At 71.7% G+C, this 16,987-nt stretch carries 16 protein-coding genes; 3 read left to right on the top strand and 13 right to left on the bottom strand.

Features of this window, described 5'->3' with window-relative positions; all coding sequences use genetic code 11:
• Window position 1: 1 nt before the first annotated feature.
• The 9 genes from E8M80_RS05870 to E8M80_RS05830 all read right to left on the bottom strand — a co-directional run bounded on the left by E8M80_RS05870 (window position 2) and on the right by E8M80_RS05830 (window position 10,414).
• Complete coding sequence (locus E8M80_RS05870) at window positions 2–2,260, bottom strand: LPS-assembly protein LptD (protein ID WP_240789914.1); 2,259 nt, start codon at window positions 2,258–2,260, stop codon at window positions 2–4.
• Window positions 2,261–2,265: 5 nt separating this feature from the next.
• Complete coding sequence (gene lptG, locus E8M80_RS05865; protein ID WP_137124742.1) at window positions 2,266–3,390, bottom strand: LPS export ABC transporter permease LptG; 1,125 nt, start codon at window positions 3,388–3,390, stop codon at window positions 2,266–2,268.
• The gene (gene lptF / locus E8M80_RS05860; RefSeq protein ID WP_137124741.1) at window positions 3,387–4,523 is read right to left on the bottom strand and encodes an LPS export ABC transporter permease LptF; all 1,137 of its coding nucleotides are present in this window, start codon (window positions 4,521–4,523) and stop codon (window positions 3,387–3,389) included. Before lptF ends, lptG begins: the two co-directional genes overlap by 4 nt.
• Before the next feature lie 73 nt (window positions 4,524–4,596).
• Entirely contained in the window at window positions 4,597–6,006 is a 1,410-nt protein-coding gene (locus tag E8M80_RS05855; protein WP_137124740.1) for an FAD-binding oxidoreductase, read from the bottom strand.
• A gap of 39 nt (window positions 6,007–6,045) precedes the next feature.
• Entirely contained in the window at window positions 6,046–6,369 is a 324-nt protein-coding gene (locus E8M80_RS05850) for a hypothetical protein (RefSeq protein ID WP_240789913.1), read from the bottom strand.
• Window positions 6,366–7,634: a Coenzyme F420 hydrogenase/dehydrogenase, beta subunit C-terminal domain gene (locus tag E8M80_RS05845; protein ID WP_240789912.1), complete on the bottom strand. Its 1,269-nt coding sequence runs from the start codon at window positions 7,632–7,634 to the stop codon at window positions 6,366–6,368. Before E8M80_RS05845 ends, E8M80_RS05850 begins: the two co-directional genes overlap by 4 nt.
• The gene (locus tag E8M80_RS05840; protein ID WP_137124739.1) at window positions 7,631–8,155 is read right to left on the bottom strand and encodes a chromate transporter; all 525 of its coding nucleotides are present in this window, start codon (window positions 8,153–8,155) and stop codon (window positions 7,631–7,633) included. The genes E8M80_RS05845 and E8M80_RS05840 overlap by 4 nt, the downstream gene beginning before the upstream one ends.
• Window positions 8,152–8,706, bottom strand: a complete 555-nt coding sequence (locus E8M80_RS05835; RefSeq protein WP_137124738.1) for a chromate transporter — start codon at window positions 8,704–8,706, stop codon at window positions 8,152–8,154. Before E8M80_RS05835 ends, E8M80_RS05840 begins: the two co-directional genes overlap by 4 nt.
• Window positions 8,707–8,827: 121 nt before the next feature.
• Entirely contained in the window at window positions 8,828–10,414 is a 1,587-nt protein-coding gene (locus E8M80_RS05830) for an ABC transporter substrate-binding protein (RefSeq protein WP_137124737.1), read from the bottom strand.
• A 257-nt stretch (window positions 10,415–10,671) separates the two neighbouring features.
• Between E8M80_RS05830 and E8M80_RS05825 the strand changes: the two genes are divergently transcribed.
• The 3 genes from E8M80_RS05825 to mltG are packed head-to-tail and all read left to right on the top strand — an operon-like array spanning window position 10,672 to window position 13,241.
• The gene (locus E8M80_RS05825; RefSeq protein WP_137124736.1) at window positions 10,672–10,911 is read left to right on the top strand and encodes an acyl carrier protein; all 240 of its coding nucleotides are present in this window, start codon (window positions 10,672–10,674) and stop codon (window positions 10,909–10,911) included.
• A gap of 31 nt (window positions 10,912–10,942) precedes the next feature.
• Entirely contained in the window at window positions 10,943–12,226 is a 1,284-nt protein-coding gene (gene fabF / locus E8M80_RS05820) for a beta-ketoacyl-ACP synthase II (protein WP_137124735.1), read from the top strand.
• 13 nt (window positions 12,227–12,239) lie between these two features.
• The gene (mltG, locus tag E8M80_RS05815) at window positions 12,240–13,241 is read left to right on the top strand and encodes an endolytic transglycosylase MltG (RefSeq protein ID WP_137124734.1); all 1,002 of its coding nucleotides are present in this window, start codon (window positions 12,240–12,242) and stop codon (window positions 13,239–13,241) included.
• Between the two features lie 141 nt (window positions 13,242–13,382).
• Here mltG and E8M80_RS05810 read toward each other — a convergent pair whose 3' ends face one another.
• The 4 genes from E8M80_RS05810 to E8M80_RS05795 form a co-directional block, all read right to left on the bottom strand.
• Complete coding sequence (locus E8M80_RS05810) at window positions 13,383–14,183, bottom strand: YdcF family protein (protein WP_137124733.1); 801 nt, start codon at window positions 14,181–14,183, stop codon at window positions 13,383–13,385.
• 79 nt (window positions 14,184–14,262) lie between these two features.
• Window positions 14,263–14,916: a sulfotransferase family 2 domain-containing protein gene (locus E8M80_RS05805; RefSeq protein ID WP_137124732.1), complete on the bottom strand. Its 654-nt coding sequence runs from the start codon at window positions 14,914–14,916 to the stop codon at window positions 14,263–14,265.
• The gene (locus tag E8M80_RS05800; protein WP_137124731.1) at window positions 14,916–15,575 is read right to left on the bottom strand and encodes a sulfotransferase family 2 domain-containing protein; all 660 of its coding nucleotides are present in this window, start codon (window positions 15,573–15,575) and stop codon (window positions 14,916–14,918) included. The genes E8M80_RS05805 and E8M80_RS05800 overlap by 1 nt, the downstream gene beginning before the upstream one ends.
• A gap of 78 nt (window positions 15,576–15,653) precedes the next feature.
• Complete coding sequence (locus tag E8M80_RS05795) at window positions 15,654–16,970, bottom strand: FkbM family methyltransferase (protein ID WP_137124730.1); 1,317 nt, start codon at window positions 16,968–16,970, stop codon at window positions 15,654–15,656.
• Between the last annotated feature and the right edge of the window lie 17 nt (window positions 16,971–16,987).

Raw genomic sequence — 16,987 nt, 5'->3', positions numbered from 1 at the left:
GTCAGATGGCGCGGAACCCGATGTCGCCCACGGTCTTGAGCCCGATCCGGAACATCAGGATCGTGCTGGCGGGATAGAGGTCCTGCGTCGCGGGATCCTCCGCGAAGCGGCGGAGGAAGCGCGCCTCAAGCAGGAAGCACTCGTCCTCGTAGCCGGCCGAGGCGGAGACCGCGACGGCGCGGTTCTCGTTGATGTCGTAGCGACCGAAGGCGCTGAACCGCCAGAATCCGACGCGCTGGGTGACGCCGAAAGCGACTTCGTCGCGATTGCGGACCGGATTCAGGTAGGGCACCGCCGGCGTGTAGAGGTATCCCGCCGTCAGCGAGGTTCCGGTCTCGAGATAGAGGGTGGAGGAGAGGTCGAGGAAGCGCAGGTCGGCGTCGTCCTGCGCGAAGCGGCCGCGACCCATGAATTCGAGCCAGGGAACGGGCATCACGCGCGCGCGGGCCACATAGTCCGAGGCGCGGTTCTCGAGCCCGCTGCCCTCGTAGAAGGGCCCGCCGTCGCGCTGCATGCGGTAGGACGCGCCGGCCAGCCCCTCGAGCAGCCCGCCATTCGGGAAGTACCAGGCGCCGCGCAGCGCATAGTCGATGCGCGTCCCGCCTTCCTGCCGGTCGCGGCCGCCGAAGCGGTTCAGGTTGAACAGGTTCGCGTCGGTGAACTCGTAATCGATGCTGTCCTCGTTCGGCACGCCGGCCTGCGCGCCGGTGACGGGCCCGGCCACCACCTGAAGGCGCGGCTCGACGATCTGGTGCCCGTATTCGCCGGCCGAACGGATGAAGGGCATGCGCCAGTCGAGCGCCGCGCGGATATTGGCGGTGCCGATGCTGCCGTCGTTGGACGCGGTCGAGAAATTAGGCGCGAGGCCGAGGTCGCTGTAGCCATAGCCCGCGAGGTCGGACTGCGCGCGCAGCGTCCAGAGCCCGCCCGCGCGGTCGGACATGGGCAGGGAATAGCCGAGCCGCACGGCGGCGCGCTGCGTGTCGGTGCCGCGGTCGCGGAAGGTCGCGAAGTTCCAGGTGTCGAAGGTAAAGGTGCCGCCCAGGCTGTCGCGCGGCGCGCGCCAGTCGAAATAGAGGTTGGGCAGCACGACGGGGATGCGGCTGTTGTCGTCGGTGTCGCGCAGGCCCTGGAAGATCTGTGAATCGAAGCGGGCGTAGGAATCGGCCCCCCAGAAGCCCTCGACGAAGGCAGTCGAGGTCAGCAGCCGCCGCGCGCCGTAGCGGTAGATGCGGAGGTAATCCTCGCTGGTGGCGCGGTTGAAGTCGAAGCCCGTCCGCCAGGTCTCGTCGATCGAGAACCTCCCGCGCGAGAAGATATGTCCGGCGAACCCGCGGGAGGTGTTGTCGTCCCCGTCGAGGTAGCCGAGCGAGCCTTCCGCCTCGATCTCCCCGGCGTTGAACCGGCGGCGGTACTCGAGACCGAGGTTGGGCGCGGCGCGCGTCGCGAATTGCGGCCGCAGCACCAGTTCCTGGCTCTGGTCGATCGCCCAGTAGTAAGGTGTCTCGACGAAGGCGCCGAGGAAGTCGGTGATGCCGAAGGTCGGGCTCAGGAAGCCCGACTGGCGCGGCGCGTCGCCGGCCGGATGCTGCAGGTAGGGCGTCCAGAACAGCGGGACGCCGCCGAATTCGACCACGGCGTCCCGGTAGCGCGCCTGGCGCGCCGCCTGGTCGAGCGTGGCGGTGCGCGCGCGCAACTGCCAGACGGGCGGCGCGAGCGGGTCGTTCTCGCAGGGGCTGCACGCCGAATAGACGACGCGGGAGAGGTCGAAGACATTGCCGCCCGTGCGCCGCGCGCCGGCGGCGGCCAGCCGGCCGTTCTGCGCCAGCAGCGCGCGCAGCCCGTCGAGCACGCCGTCGCGGAACTGGTTCTCGAGGACGACGCTCTCGGCGAACAGGACCTGGCCGTCGGCCTCGATCAACTGGACGTTGCCGCGCGCGGTCGCGACGCCGGTGTTGCGGTCGTAGGTGAATTCGTCGGCGCGCAGCACGCGGCCGCCCTGCCAGGCCTCGACCCGCCCGCGCGCGACCACGAGCGCGCGGTTCTGGTCGTACTCGACCTCGGCGGCTGTGAAGGTGACGGGCTGGTCGTCGGCGGGGCGCGCGGGCGCCGCGGGCGTGGCGGCAGGGGTGCCGGGCAGCACCGGGGCAACATCGCGCGGCGCCACGATCGGCGCCGGCGCCGCGGTCTGCGCCGACGCCGGGGCTGCGGCGAACAGGAAGGCGGCGGCGAGCGGCGCGAGCCTCGGCATCGTCGGCATCGTCCTCACCCGTCCTCGAGATGCAGCAGCAGCGCGGTCGCGAGCAGGAAGCCCGCCCCGGCCGGCGCCCAGGCGGCGAAGACGACAGGCAGCGTGCCGGCCTCCCCGAATTCGCCCGTTACCTTGTCGATCACGAACAGCGCGAAGCCGGCCGCGACGCCGCCGCCGATCATCTGCGCCACGCCGCCGCGCCGCGACGAGCGCATCGAAAAGCCGGCGGCCAGCAGCGCCATGACCGCGGCCAGCAGCGGCAGCGCCAGCAGGGACTGGAAGTGCAACCGGTGCCGCACGGCTGAGAAGCCGGCGCCTTCCAGCACCGCGATGAAGTCCGGCAGCGCCCAGAAGGACAGCGTGTCGGGGCTCGCGAACGAATCCTGGATGCGCGCGGGCGTCAGGTCGGTCGGCAGTTCCAGGCGCTGCACGGGGGTCGGCAGGCGGGCGCCACCGAAGGAGACCGCCTCGGCAACGATCCAGCGCCCCTGCGTCAGCACGGCGGAGGGCGCCTCGACGCGCGCGAGCGGGCGATCGTCGGCGGAGAGACGCCAGATCGTCACGCCATCGAGGCGGAACGCCTCCCCCGGCCGGAGGTCGCGCGGCGTGACCGGCCGGCCCGAGACGATGGCGACGCCGCGCGGGTCCAGCCCCTCATCGGCCTGGCGCAGCCAGAGCCGGCCGCCGGCCAGCGCGGTGATACCCCCGGCATTGCGCAGGTATTGCTGGTCGAGCCGTTCCGCCCGCGCCAGCATGGCCGAGGACAGGGGCGAGATCGCCGCCGTCGCGACGGCGCCGAGGACGACCGCGACCAGCACCGGCCCCGCGAGGAAGCCCCAGGCCGAGACGCCCGCCGCGCGCGCCACGACCAGTTCCGAGGACCGCGTCAGGCGCCAGAAGGCGATGATGCCGCCGAGCAGGATGGCGAAGGGCAGGATCTGCATCGCGACGAAGGGAATGCGCAGCGCCGCGATCTGCGACACCAGCGCGAAGGTCGCGTCCTGGCGGGTCGCCGCGCGGCGTAGCAGCTCGATCAGGTCGAACAGCGCGACGAGGCCGGCCAGCGCCACCAGCATGGCGAGCGTGGCGCTGGCGAAGCGCCGCGCGACGTAGGACATCAGCGTCTTGGCGAGGGTCATGGCGCGGCCGGCACCGGGGGCGGCGCGCCGCGCGGCCAGCCGGGCGCGCCCAGCATCCACCAGACGGCGACGATGCCGGGCAGGATGGCCTGCGCCCAGATCAACGACACGAAGGCATTGTCGCGCGCCGCTAGGTTGCCGGCCGAAAGCCCCGCCGCCAGCAGGCCGACGCCGATGCCGATGCCGACCGCGATGCGCAGGCCCCCGCCATGGCGGCGGAACTGCCCGGTGAGCGCCACCGCCAGCGCCACGAGCGCGAAGGAGACCGCGGTGAGCGGCGAAGAGAGGCGCTGGTGCGCCTCCGCCCTGAAGCGGCGGAGGTCGCGGTCGCGGAAGCCCTCGGCGGGGTCGGGGTCGAGCAATTCGCGGATCGAGCGTTCGCGCGAATCGCGCGAGCGCGCCTCCTCCCCCCGGCCCGCGCGGGCGAGGTCGATGCTGTTCTCGGTGAAGGAGAGCGTGTTGAGGCGCATTGGCACCTCGCCCCGCGCGGCCTCCACCTGCTGGCGCACGCCGTTGATGAGCGTGACGCGCGGGCCTGTCGGCGTGGTGGTGATGCGGCCGGCCTCGGCCAGGATCGTGACCGGCGCGCCGGCGTCGCGCTGGTCGTGCACGAGGATGCCGCGCAGCGTTCCATCCGGGTCGCGGTAGCGCGCGTAGACGGTCAGGTCGTCCCCCACCTGGGAGAAGACGCCTTCCTGCAGCAGCACGCCGACCAGCTGGTTGCGGATCTCGAACTGCCATTGCCGGAAGGCAGTATGCGAGAGCGGCACGAGCCAGAGGTTGAGCAGGAGGCAGAGCCCGGTCGCAAGGGCGCCGAGCAGCACCGCCGGGCGCGCCAGCCGCCACTGCGACAGGCCCGCCGCGCGCATCACCACCAGTTCCCGGTCCGCCGCCAGGCGCACATAGGTGAACAGCACCGCGACGAAGGTCGTGATCGGCAGGATGATCGCGAAGAAGTTGGGCAGCATCAGGCTGGTCAGCTTGATGAAGACCAGCAGCGACAGCCCGCGGTCGAGCACCAGCTCGATGAAGCGGAGCGACTGCGTGAGCCAGACAAGCGCCGCCAGCCCCACCGTGACGGCGATGAGGGCGGCGGCGAGCTGGCGGAACAGGTAGCGGTCGATCCGGGTCATGCGGGCCCGGCAACCTAAAGCTTTGTCACCCTGGCCGGAAGCCTCGCGGCCCGGCGGCCGCTTCAACCCCCGGTTACGGCAGCACCTTGCCGGGATTCATCAGCCCGGCGGGGTCGAGCGCCGCCTTGATGCGCCGCATCGCATCCAGTTCGGCGCCGCCGCGCCAGGCTTCCATCATGTCGGTCTTGAGCCGGCCGATTCCGTGCTCCGCGCTGAACGACCCGTCGAGGTCGCGCACCACCACGTTCACGGTGTCCATGATGTCGTGGCTGCGCGCGAGGAAGGCGCCGGCGTCCATGCCCGGCGGCTGCTCCAGGTTCATGTGGATGTTGCCGTCCCCCATGTGGCCGAAGGGGACGGGGCGGATTCCCGGGATCAGCTCCGCGCACGCGGCCGAGGCGCGGCGGATGAGGTCCGGCACCTTCGAGACCGGGACGGAGACGTCGTTCTTGACCGAGGCGCCTTCCTTGCGCTGCGCCTCCGGGTGTTCCTCGCGGATGCGCCAGAGGGCCTGGCGGCGCGCCTCGCTGCCGCCCACCACGGCGTCCAGGACCTCGCCCGCCTCCATCGCGGCGCCCAGCACCTGCTCGGCAAGCCCCTGCAGGTCGGCATCCGCCCGGGTCGAAGCGAGGTCGACCAGGATGTAGTGGTCGGCGCGCTGAGCAAGCGGCAGCGTCACGCCGGGGATGTGCTTCACCGCGAAATCGACGCCAAGGCCCGACATGTACTCGAAGGCGCGGATCGCGGTCTCGTCGGCGTCGCGGAAACGACGGAAGACGGCCAGTGCCGCATCCTCGTCGGCCACCGAGCAGAACAGCACCTCGTTGGCGCGCGGGCGGGCAAACAGCCGGAGCGTGGCGGCGGTGACGATGCCGAGCGTGCCCTCGGCGCCCACGAACAGGTGGCGCAGCGCATAGCCCGTGTTGTCCTTGCGCAGGCGACGCAGCCCGTTCCAGACCTGCCCGTCGGGCAGGACCACTTCCAGGCCGAGCATCAATTCGCGCGCATTGCCGTATCGCACCGTGGTGTTGCCGCCGGCATTGGTCGACAGGATGCCGCCGATCATGGCCGTTCCCTCGCCGCCGAAGGACAGCGGGAAGAGGCAGTTCGCCTCGGCCGCCGCGTCCTGCGCGGCCTTCACCACCACGCCGGCCTCGGCCGTCATGGTCATGTCGAGCGGGTCGATGTCGCGAGTGCGGTTGAGCCGCGCGAGCGAGAGAACGACCGAGCGTCCATTACCCTCGGGCGTCGCGCCGCCGACCATCGATGTGTTGCCGCCCTGCGGCACGATGGCGATGCCGGCATCCGCGCAGATCCGCACGCAGTCCGCCACCTGGGCGGTGTCGGCCGGGCGCAGCACCGCCAGCGCCGCGCCGCGATAGAGGCCGCGCCAGTCGGACAGCGCCGGCGCGATGTCGGCGGGGTCGGTGAGCAGCCCGGCGGGGCCGAGCAGGGTCGCGAGGGCGGCGGGCAGGTCGGACATGGCCCGCGACATGCCGCGCAAGCCGCCGGTCGGTCAATCTCAGCCCTTGCCGGTCATCCGTGCGAAGACCTGCCGGTCCCGGTTTTCCTGCATCAGCATGGTCAGGCTCGGGAACTTGCCGAAACCGAGGCCCTGGGGCGGGCCGCCCTCGGGGTCGGCCTCGATCTTGCCATAGGGCTCGGAGGCAAGCTTCTCCCACTTCCCGGCGGGCTTCTTCGCCTCGATCGTCACGACAGTCGCCTTGAGCAGCATGCGCACGATCGCCTCCTTGGGCGAGGACGGCTTGGTCAGCGAGGGGTTCCCCGCGATCATCGTCCAGCCATTGGCGAGCGCCCAGGCGGTCAGCGCGTCCTTGTCCATCATGGGCGTGGTCCTTCGTGTGCCGCGGCCTTCTGCGCGCGCGGCGGCGAGGGCGCAAGGCTCTCGCGCGTCTCGCCCGGGCCGGGCTTCAGCCCGTAGCGTTCCACCAATGCCCAGACATGGCGCGAGATCATGTTGCGCATCATCGCGGGCCTTTGCCGGCGCAGATGCAGCACCGTCTCGATCGCCTTCATCTCGACCCGCGCGCGGGCGAATTCGAGGCCGCGCGGGCCGATGCGCGGCTGCAGCCAGGCGACGATCGGGCGCGCCCAGTTCGGCATCCGCCGCAGCGGCAGCCCGCCCGCCGCGCGTTCGGTATTCGCCATGAAGCCGCGGACCGCGGCGGTGCGGCGCCCGGCGCTGGCGGGCGTTTCCAGCACCACCTCCTCGCCGAGCAGCGAGACCAGCGCCTCCCCCTTCGCGTTGCGCACGATCAGCCATTGCGCACCGGTGCCGCCCATGTAGCCGACCGTGATGTCGGCCAGCACGTTCGTGTAGTCGACGCAGGTTCGGCAGGTCAGCGGGAAGAAATCCGCCGGCAGGTCGGCCAGCGGCAGCAGCAGGAACGGGATCTCCCGCTTCCGGCCGTCCTCGTGGCGGATCTCGACGTGGTAGTCGGCGCGGAATTCCAGGTACGTCACCGTCGCTGGCGAAGGGTCCACCAGCGCCAGGAAGCGATGGAAATTCTCGGTCGTGGTGTTGTCGGAACAGGGCGTCCCGATCACGAACACTTCCTCGAAGCCGAGGCGATCCTGCAGCGCGCGCAGCGCATAGACCTGGCACGGGATGCCGATGACGGCGATGCGCCGGTGCCCGGCCGCCGCCGCCGGCTCCAGCAGCGCCAGCAGCGGTGCGTAGCCCATGCGCATGCCGCGGCACTGCGCCATGCCGTCCGGCTTCGTCACCAGCACGGGCACGGGCTTCCAGCGGTCCTCGGGGTCGGGCGCCATGGTCAGCACGGCGGTGACGGCGCCGGTCTCCAGCAGGCGTTCGGCGATGCGGGTCGTGATGCCGGTCCATTGCGCGCCCTCCGCCGGGGCGCGCAGCGCGGCGCGGAGCATGCGGCGGAAGGGGCCGAAATGCGCCTCGTCCGGCCGGGCGGGGTCGCGCGCGCGGCCATGCGCCTTCGCCTCGAGCGCGGCATAGTCGGGGCGGATGAACTGGCAGGCGGTGCCGCAGGCCTTGGCATCCGCCATGCGGGAGACGCCGCAATCCGTGCAGAGCCCTCGCGGCTCCGGCGCCCGCAGTGGCGGCGTCGCGACGTTCACAGCAGGAAGAACCCGACGACGGCGCCTGCCCCCAGGACCCAGAGGGGCGAGAAATCCGTCCGCCAGACAAAGATGGCCGAGGCCGCCGTCAGCAGCACCGGCACCCACCCCGTCGCCGTGCCCTGCGCCAGGATCAGCCCCGAGGCGCCGATCAGCCCGACCGCGATCGGCACCAGCCCGCGCTCGACCACCCGCAGCCAGGCGCGGCCGGCGAGGCGCGCGCGCAGGCGCGAAAATCCGAAGGCCATGAAGGAGGTCGGCAGCGTCATCGCGAGCACCGCCGTCACCAGGCCGGCGAGACCGCCCACATGCCAGCCGAACAGCCCGACCACGTTCACGTTCGGCCCCGGCGCCGCCTGCGCCAGCGCGAAGCGCCGGGCGAAATCCGCGCTGTCCATCCAGCCATGCACCTCGACCACCAGGCGGTGCATCTCCGGCAGCACGGCGATGCCGCCGCCGACCGAAACCAGCGAGATGGCCCCGAACCCGACGACAAGCTGCCAGAAGACGATCCAGGTCATCGCGCGCGCAGCACCCACCACGCAGCCCAGATGCCGAAGGGCGCGAGGCCCAGCACGGTATAGGGCAGCGGCACGCGCAGGATGCCGGCCGTGACCAGCGCGACCAGCCCGACCGCGAGCAGCGGCAGCGGCGGCTTCAGCTTCTGCGTCATCTTGGCCGCGGTGCCGAGCACCATCCCCGCCGCCGCCGCGGCCACGCCCGCCAGCACGGCGCGCACGGTCGGCACATCGGAATAGGCGTCGTAGAAGACGGCCAGCCCCGCGAGCAGGATGAGCGGGCCGCCGAACAACGCGACCGGCGCGGCGATGGCGCCGGCGGTGCCGTGGAACCGGTCGCCGATCATTATGGCGGCATTGAGCGCATTCGGCCCGGGCAGCACCTGGCCGAGGCCGAGCGTCTCGGCGTAGTCCTGGTCCGACAGCCAGCGCTTTTCCTCGACCAGCACGCGCCGGGCCCAGGCGTTGATGCCACCGAAGCCGATCAGCCCGACCTTGCCGTAGGTGAGAAAAAGGTCGAGCAGCGTGGGAACGGGCCGGGAGGATTCGGACATGCGCCCCCAGGGGACAGGTTCGGCGCCGCCGGATCAATCCCCGCGCGCGCGACCCGGGCCATGCAGCCGGCGCAAGGGGGGGCGGCGCGAGGCCCCCGCCGCCCCGCGCCGCCATGCGTCCTCATCCCTTGCGCACGTTCCACATGAACGGCACCGGGGACGGCAGGATGTCCTGCACGTTCCGGCGGAAGGCGGTCGGCTGCCACATCTGGCCGACGGTCACGTAGGGCACGACCTCGAAGGCGCGCTTCTGGATCTCGACCGCGATGCGCTTCTGGTCGTCCGGCGTCGCGGCGGCCAGGAACTGCGTGCGCAGTTCCTCGATCCCGGCATCGGTCGGCCAGCCGGGCCAGGATGCCGCGCCATGGGTGCGGAGCGGCGCGTGCAGCGCCGGGTTCGCGAGATCCGGCCCCACCCACCAGGTGTGGAAGATGGACCAGCCGCCGGCCGTCGGTGCGTTGCGGTTGGCGCGGCGCGCCAGCACCGAGCCCCAGTCCGTCGCCACCAGCTCGACATTCATCCCGAGCCGCTTCAGCAGGTCCTGCGTGACCAGCGACTGCGCGTGGTTGGCGGGGATGTCGGTCGGGCTGATGATGACGACGGGCTCGTTCGCATAGCCCGCTTCCCGCAGCATCTGGCGCGCGCGGTCGATGTTGCCGGCGATGGCGCCCGTGCCCTCGTCCGACGCCAGCGGGGTGCCGCAGGAGAAGAACGACTTGCATTCCCGGAAGTAGCGGGGATTGCCGACCACGGCCTGCAGGTAGTCGGTCTGGTTCACCGCGGTCTGGATGGCGCGGCGGATGGCCGGGTTGTTGAATGGCGGATGGAGGTGGTTGAAGCGCAGCATCAGGATGCTGCCCACGGGGTCGATCTGCTCGATGCGGATGTCGCGCGACCGGGCCATCAGCGGCAGCAGGTCGAAGGCCGGCTGCTCGTACCAGTCGACCTCGCCGGTCTGCAGCGCGGCGGCGGCGGTCGAGGGGTCGGGGATGATCCGCCATTCGACGCGGTCGACATGGACGCGCTTGCCGCCCGCGGCCGAAGAGGCGGTCTCGTTCCGCGGCACGTAGCCCGCGAATTTCTCGTAGACCGCCTGGCTGCCGGGCACCCACTGGTCGCGGACGAAGCGGAAGGGGCCGGAGCCGATGGCCTCCGGCACCGGGACGTTGGGGTCGAGGCTCGCATGCCGTTCATGCATGATGAACGGCACCTGGGAGGAGAGCTTGCCGATCGCGTCGATCAACAGGGGGAAGGGCCGGCTCAGGCGAATGCGGAAGGTGCGGTCGTCCACCGCCGTCATCTCGGCGACCGCCGCCATCAGCGTCTGGCCGAAGCTGTCGCGCGCACCCCAGCGGCGGATCGAGGGGATGACGTCCTGCGCGCGGACCGGCTCGTTGTCGTGGAAGCGCAGGCCTTCCCGCAGCTTGAAGGTCCAGGTCAGGTCCGTCCCGGACCCCTCCCAGGATTCGACCATTTGCGGGCGGATGCGGAACTCGGCATCGGTCGCGAACAGCGTGTCGTAGACCATGTACCCATGATTACGGACGATGTAGCCCGTGGTGCCGACCGGGTCGATCGAGGCCAGGTTGGAATGCGGGATGAAGCGGAGCGTGTTGCGGGCGGCGCCCTGCGCCACGGCCGGGGCCGAAAGGCCCGTTGTGGCAAGCCCGGCCGCGCCGGCGGCCAGAACGGTACGACGGGTGAACATGGGGTCTCGGTGCCTCCGCGCTCGGTGTTGCTTGACTGCTACATGCGCCGCCGCGTCGGGCCGGGCAAGGCCCCTGCCCGCACCCCGGCGCGCCCCGGGCCTTGACCTGCACCGCGCGGACCGCCTAGGCCCCGCGATGCTTCCATGATAAGCGCCGGGCTCCGCGGGGGGCCGGGGCGCGAGTCCGCCCGGCACCGGGCGGAACGCAGACGAACCTTGGCACGGGCGGGCGCCCGGCAGAACGGAGAGTAAACGCGATGAGCGACACCGCCGAGAAGGTCAAGAAGATCGTCGTCGAGCATCTCGGCGTCGAGGAGGCGAAGGTCACTGCCGAAGCCTCATTCATCGACGACCTGGGCGCGGACAGCCTCGACACGGTCGAGCTGGTCATGGCCTTCGAGGAGGCCTTCGGCGTCGAGATCCCGGACGACGCGGCCGAGAAGATCACCACCGTGAAGGACGCGATCGACTACATCGAGAAGCAGAAGGGCGAGTAACGCCCAAGGCCGGGGTTGGGGGGTAGCGCGCGTGTTCCAGAACGGTTTTTCGCCGCGACGTGTCGTCGTGACCGGCATGGGCATCGCCTGCCCGCTCGGCCTGGGTGTCGAGCATGTGTGGAAGCGGATGCTGGCCGGCGAATCCGGCATCCGCAGCATCCAGTCCTTCGACACCTCGACCCTGCCGGCCAAGATCGCCGGCCAGATCCCGGTCGGCGTGAAGGCGGATGGCGGGCTCGACATCAACGAATGGATCCCGATCAAGGACCAGAAGAAGATGGACCGCTTCATCCAGTTCGCGATGGTCGCGGCGGAGGAAGCGGTGGTCGATTCCGGCTGGGCGCCCCAGGATGAGGAGGGGCGCTGCCGCACCGGCGTGATGATCGGCTCCGGCATCGGCGGGCTCGAGACGATCCACGAGGCGGCGCAGCTTGCCGTCGCGGGCAAGGTCAAGCGCATCTCGCCCTTCTTCATCCCCTCGGCGCTGATCAACCTCGCCTCCGGCCACACCTCGATCCGCTACGGCTTCAAGGGGCCGAACCATTCGGTCGTCACGGCCTGCGCAACCGGCGTGCATGCGCTGGGCGACGCGGCGCGGCTCATCGCGCTGGGCGACGCCGACGTGATGGTCGCCGGCGGCGCCGAGGCGGCGGTCTGCGAACTGGGCGTGGCCGGCTTCTGCGCGGCGCGCGCCCTGTCGACCGGCTTCAACGACACCCCGGCCGCCGCGTCCCGCCCCTGGGACGAAGGCCGCGACGGCTTCGTCATGGGCGAGGGCGCGGGCGTCGTGGTGCTCGAGGAACTCGAGCACGCCAAGGCACGCGGCGCCAAGATCTACGCCGAGGTGATCGGCTACGGCATGTCGGGCGACGCCTACCACATCACAGCGCCGGCCGAGGGCCACGAGGGCGCCTTCCGCGCCATGAAGGCCGCGCTGGCCTCCGCCAAGGTCACCCCGGCCGAGGTGCAGTACGTCAACGCGCACGGCACCTCGACCCCGCTCGGCGACGACCTCGAGCTGGAAGCCGTCGAGCGCCTCTGGGGGGACGCCGCGCCGGGGCTGGCCATGTCGTCGACCAAGTCGGCAGTCGGGCACCTGCTCGGCGCCGCCGGCGCGGTCGAGGGGATCTTCTCGATCCTCGCCATCCGCGACCAGGTCGCGCCGCCAACGCTCAACCTCGAGAAGCCGTCGCGCGAGAGCGCGATCGACCGCGTCGCGCTGCAGGCGCAGCCGCGCCGGATCGAGGTCGCGCTGTCGAACTCCTTCGGCTTCGGCGGCACGAACGCCAGCATCGTGTTCCGCGCCGCCCCCTGAGGCGCGGCCCGGCATGAACGGGACGGCACCGCCGCCGCCCCCGCGGCGCCGTCGGTTGCGCGCCGGCATCCTTGGCCTTGTGGCGCTGCTGGCGGCCTTCGCGGCCGGGGGAGCGCTGGTCGCGCATCGGGCCTGGACCGAAGCGGGGCCGCTCGCCGAGCCCGTGCAGGTCGTGGTGCCGCGCGGCGGGACCGAGCGCATCGCCGGCGCGCTGCTCGACCGCGGCGTCATCCGCGACGCCCGCGCCTTCGCCATCGCCGCCTGGCTCACCCGCGGCGCCGGCCCGCTGCGCGCCGCCGAATTCGCATTTCCCGCGGGCGCCCCGCTGTCCGAGGTGCTGCGCATCCTGCGCGAGGACCGCCCGGTCCAGCGTCGCCTGACCATCCCCGAAGGCCTGACGGCGCATCAGATCCGTGCCCTGCTCGACCGCACCGAGGGGCTGGCCGGCGAGACCCCCGCCATCGAGGAAGGCGCGCTGCTGCCCGAGACCTACCTGTTCGAATGGGGCGAGACCCGGGCCGCCATCGTCCGCCGCGCCGACGCGGCGATGGACCGCGCGCTGGCCGAGGCCTGGGCAGCGCGCGCGCCGGACCTGCCGCTGGCCTCGGCACGCGAGGCGCTGATCCTCGCCTCCATCGTCGAGCGCGAGACCGGAAAGGCGGAGGAACGCGGCAAGGTCGCCGGCGTCTTCGTGAACCGGTTGCGGCGCGGGATGCCGCTGCAATCCGACCCGACCGTCGCCTACGCCGCGACCGGCGGCGCGCCGATGGATCGCCCGATCAGCCGCGCCGACCTCGACCGCGACCACCCCTTCAACACCTACCGTGTGCGCGGCCTGCCGCCAGGGCCGATCGCGAGCCCGGGCCGCGCGTCGCTGGCCGCGGCGACGCGGCCGGAAGCGACCGAGTTCCTGTTCTTCGTGGCGGACGGCACGGGCGGGCACGCCTTCGCGCGCACGCTCGATGAGCACAACCGCAACGTCGCCAGGTGGCGGGAGATCGAGCGGCGCCGATGACGGGAGGTCGGGGGAGGAGAACCTCCCCCGAGCCCCCTCCCTTCTTTGGCACTTGGCGCCGGACCTGGGAGGTCGGGTAGCCGGTGCCAAAGAAGGTTGAGGGGGGTGCGGGGGGAGAAGTTCCCTTCTCCCCCCGCCTTCTCACGGCGCCGGCAGCACACTCGGCGTCCTGCCCATCAGGTAATAGGCAACGAGCCCGAGCCATTCCCGGAACGCCCATTCGAACTGCCCGAGCCGTTCGGGAAAGGGCGCGTCGTACCAGACCTGCCAACTGTGCCCCGTGCGGTAGTTGACCGGCCAGGGCACGATGTCCGTCCAGCCGGCCTGGCGGAAAACGCCCATCGATCGCGGCATGTGGCTCGCCGAGGTCACGAGCAGCCAGACCTCGCCCGGCTTCGGCTGCACGAGGCGATGGGTGAAGACAGCGTTCTCATGCGTGTTGCGTGCGCGGTCCTCGTAGGTCACGCGCTCCGGCGGGACCCCCATGGCCGTCCAGAGTTGGCGGGCGACATCGGCCTCGGTCAGCGTGCCATGCGCGAAGGACCCCTGCCCGCCGGTGAAGACGATGCGCGCGCCGGGGTAGCGGCGCGCCAGCACCACGCCCTCCGTCATGCGTTCCCCCGCGCCGTTGAGGGAAGGGATGCCGCGCGCCTCGGTGATGTTCTGCTCGACGGCGCCGCCCAGCACGATGACGCCATCCACGCGCTCGGGCGGCGTGGCGGGCCGAGCGAAGCGGTCCTCCAGCGGCAGCAGCATCCACTGGTTCACGGGCGTCGCCACCAGCATCAGGAAGAAGCCGAGCGAGGCCAGCACCAGCCAGCGCCCGCCGCGCCGCCCGCGCCAGAGCAGGGCCAGCCCGATGAAGCCCACGATCAGTGCGAAATGCCCCGGACGCGCGGGGAACCAAAGGATCTTCGACAGCGCGAAGAGCAGGTCTGTCATGGCGGGGCGCCCTTCGGTCCCGAGGTGAACGGACCGCCTTCATGCCTGCCGCCCGTGGCAGGCATGTGGCCGCGCTCGATCAGGCCGGCGGCCGGGCGGCCTGGGTCGCTTCCCAGCGCGCCCCGGTGCGGGCGTAGAGTTCGGCGTCCCGCGCGTAGCGCCGGGCCACGAGGCCCCTGGCGCGGTCGCTCACTTCGACCGGGATGTTGAAGGACGCGTTCGCCACCGGCAGCGCGCCCGCGATGCCGAGCCGCCGGCCGATCCCGGCCCAGGCCTCGGCAAGGCGCGGATAGGGCGCCAGCACCGTCACCATCGGCCGCAACGTCCCCGGTTCGCAGACAAGGTCCGCCTGCGGCGCGAAGTGCTCCGCCGCCGGCTCGACGAAATCCTCAAAGCTGCGGTGGGAGCGCAGCCAGCGCTCGAGCTCGCCCGGGTGCTCGTAGCTCTGGATCCAGCGGAAGTAGGACACCAGCCGGTCGAGCGGGTCGCGCAGGATCGCGAAGGACAGGACGTGGCGGAACCGCTCCTCCCCGACCTGTTCGGCAATATGGGCGGCAGAGGAATGCTTGCCGGTGTTCAGCACCTCGGCATACCAAGTGTCGAGGCTGCGCCGCCATGCGGCCAGCACCACGTCGCCGAAGCGCAGGTGCGGCTTGTAGGCCTGCTCGACCGCCGTGCCACCGGTCTTGGGCACGTGCACGAAGCAGAAGTTGCGGGCGGGCGACCAGATCATCAGGCCGCGCGCTCGCCCATGGCCGCAAGCGGCGCGAAGTCGCGCTCGGCGGCGGCATGCAGCGCGGCGTCGCGGGCGAAGACACGCTCCAGCATGGCGCGCGCTGCCGGGCTCACCTCGACGGCGATGCGGGTGGAGGAGGCGTTCACATGCGGCAGCGCCGCCTCGATCCCGAGCCGCGCGGCGACGCCGCCCCAACCTTCCGACAGGCGGCGGAAGGGGATCAGGTGGGTCACGATCACCTCGCCGCTCCGCGGGTCGGTCACCATGTCGGCCTGGTGCAGGAAGAAGGTGCAGACCTTCTCCGCGAAGGCGCCGAAATCCTTGATGCCGTGCAGTTCGCGCTCGCGCTCGCCGGGATGGTCGTAGGACTGGATCCAGCGATAGAAGGACACCATGCGCTCCACCGGGTCGCGCAGCACCGCGACCGAGAGCGTGCGCTCCCACGTCGCGCGCCCGGCGAGCAGCCGCAGGCGCCGCGCCGGCGTGTGCTTGCCGACGGCCAGCGTGCGCCCGTACCAGCGGTCGATGCCGTCCGGCAGTGCGGCCAGGATGACGTCGCCGAAGCGGACATGCGGGATGTAGGCGGCCTCGACCGAGGTGCCGCCGGTCTTGGACACATGGACGAAGCAGAAGCCGCGCGCGGGGGACCAGATCATCGCCTCACCTCCCGGCCCGCAGCCGGGCCGGCCCGGGATGTTGCGCGCGGTCGCGCAGGCCGGACAAGCCCACGGCCGTCATGCCGGGTCGTGGTCCGACAGGTAGAGCAGCGTGTCCTCGGACCGGGACAGCACGTCGTCCACGGTGCAGGGGCAGGCGCGGGCGTCGAAGCCGATCTCGCGCAGCGGGAAGCGCGCCGCGATCCCCTCCAGCGTCTCGCGCGGGGTGCGGCACCGACCGGGATTGAACTCCATCACGATGCGGATCCCCGGGCTGCGCGCGATCAGGCCCTGCATGCCGTGCCAGACCAGCTCCTCCGCGCCCTCGACATCGATCTTCACGAAGTCGACCGCGCCGGGCGCTGCCTCGTCGAGCGACAGGACGGGCACGTCGGTGCGGATCGTGCCGGGCCCGTCCGGCACGGCCTCGCCGGGCATCAGCAGGCGGCCGTTCTTGGGCTCGGCCTCGGTCGCGACGAAGGCCATGGGCGGGCCGGGGAGGTCCGCGACGGCTACGCCATGCAAGCCCACGAGGTGCCAGAAGCCGTTCAGGGCGACGGTGCGCTCCAGCAGGTCGAGCAGCCGCGGATTGGGCTCGAAGGCATGCACGCGGCCCGCGGCACCCACGAGGTCGGCCAGCACCAGACTGTAGTATCCATGGTTCGCCCCGACATCGAGCGCGACCTGGCCCGGCCGGACGTTGCGCCACATGAACTCGGTCAGCCAGAATTCCCAGAAGCCTTCGAACATCAGGTGCGGCGCGAAGCCGATATCGCGACGGTCCACGTACATCTTGTAGCGGCCGAGGATGCGGCAGAGCGCCGTCGTGGCGTCGACCGGCACCACCATGCAGCGTGCGCGCATCGCGGCCTCGGCCTCCACGCGCCCCATCGCGAGGAGCTCGGCCGTCGTGACATAGGGCTGCCGGTCCGGCGGCGCCGGGCGCACGGCCGGGGGCGCGGCCACCTCGGCCCGGATGCCGGCCAGGGCGGCGGTGACCTCGCCCCGGAACTCGGCCAGCGCCGCGTCCATCCGGCCGGACGCGGTCTCCTGCGCCCGCTCGAGCAGCCCGGCCAGCATGATTTCCAGCTGCACGAAGCGTTCCGTCGCGGCCAGCGATTCCGTCTCGGCCCAGCGTTCCACGGCGTCGAGTTGCCCGGCCATCGCGGCGATGCGCGCGCCGAGCTTCGCCAGGCGATCCTCGATCGGCGCCTGCGGGTCCTGCCGCGACCCGAGCGCCTCGAGCCCCGCCTCGAGACCGGCCATCCGGCCCGAGGCATCCGCCAGGCCGCGCCCGACATCCTCGATTCGCTCCAGGATGACGCGCCGCGCGGTGATGCGGTCGATCAGGGACCCACCGGGATCGATGGGCGAGGCAGGGGCGTGGTCGGACATGGCAATACTCTCCGTCA

The sequence above is a fragment of the Roseomonas sp. HF4 genome, assembly GCF_005222755.1.
GTDB lineage: Bacteria > Pseudomonadota > Alphaproteobacteria > Acetobacterales > Acetobacteraceae > Neoroseomonas.
This window is presented reverse-complemented; position numbering and strand designations above follow the sequence as displayed.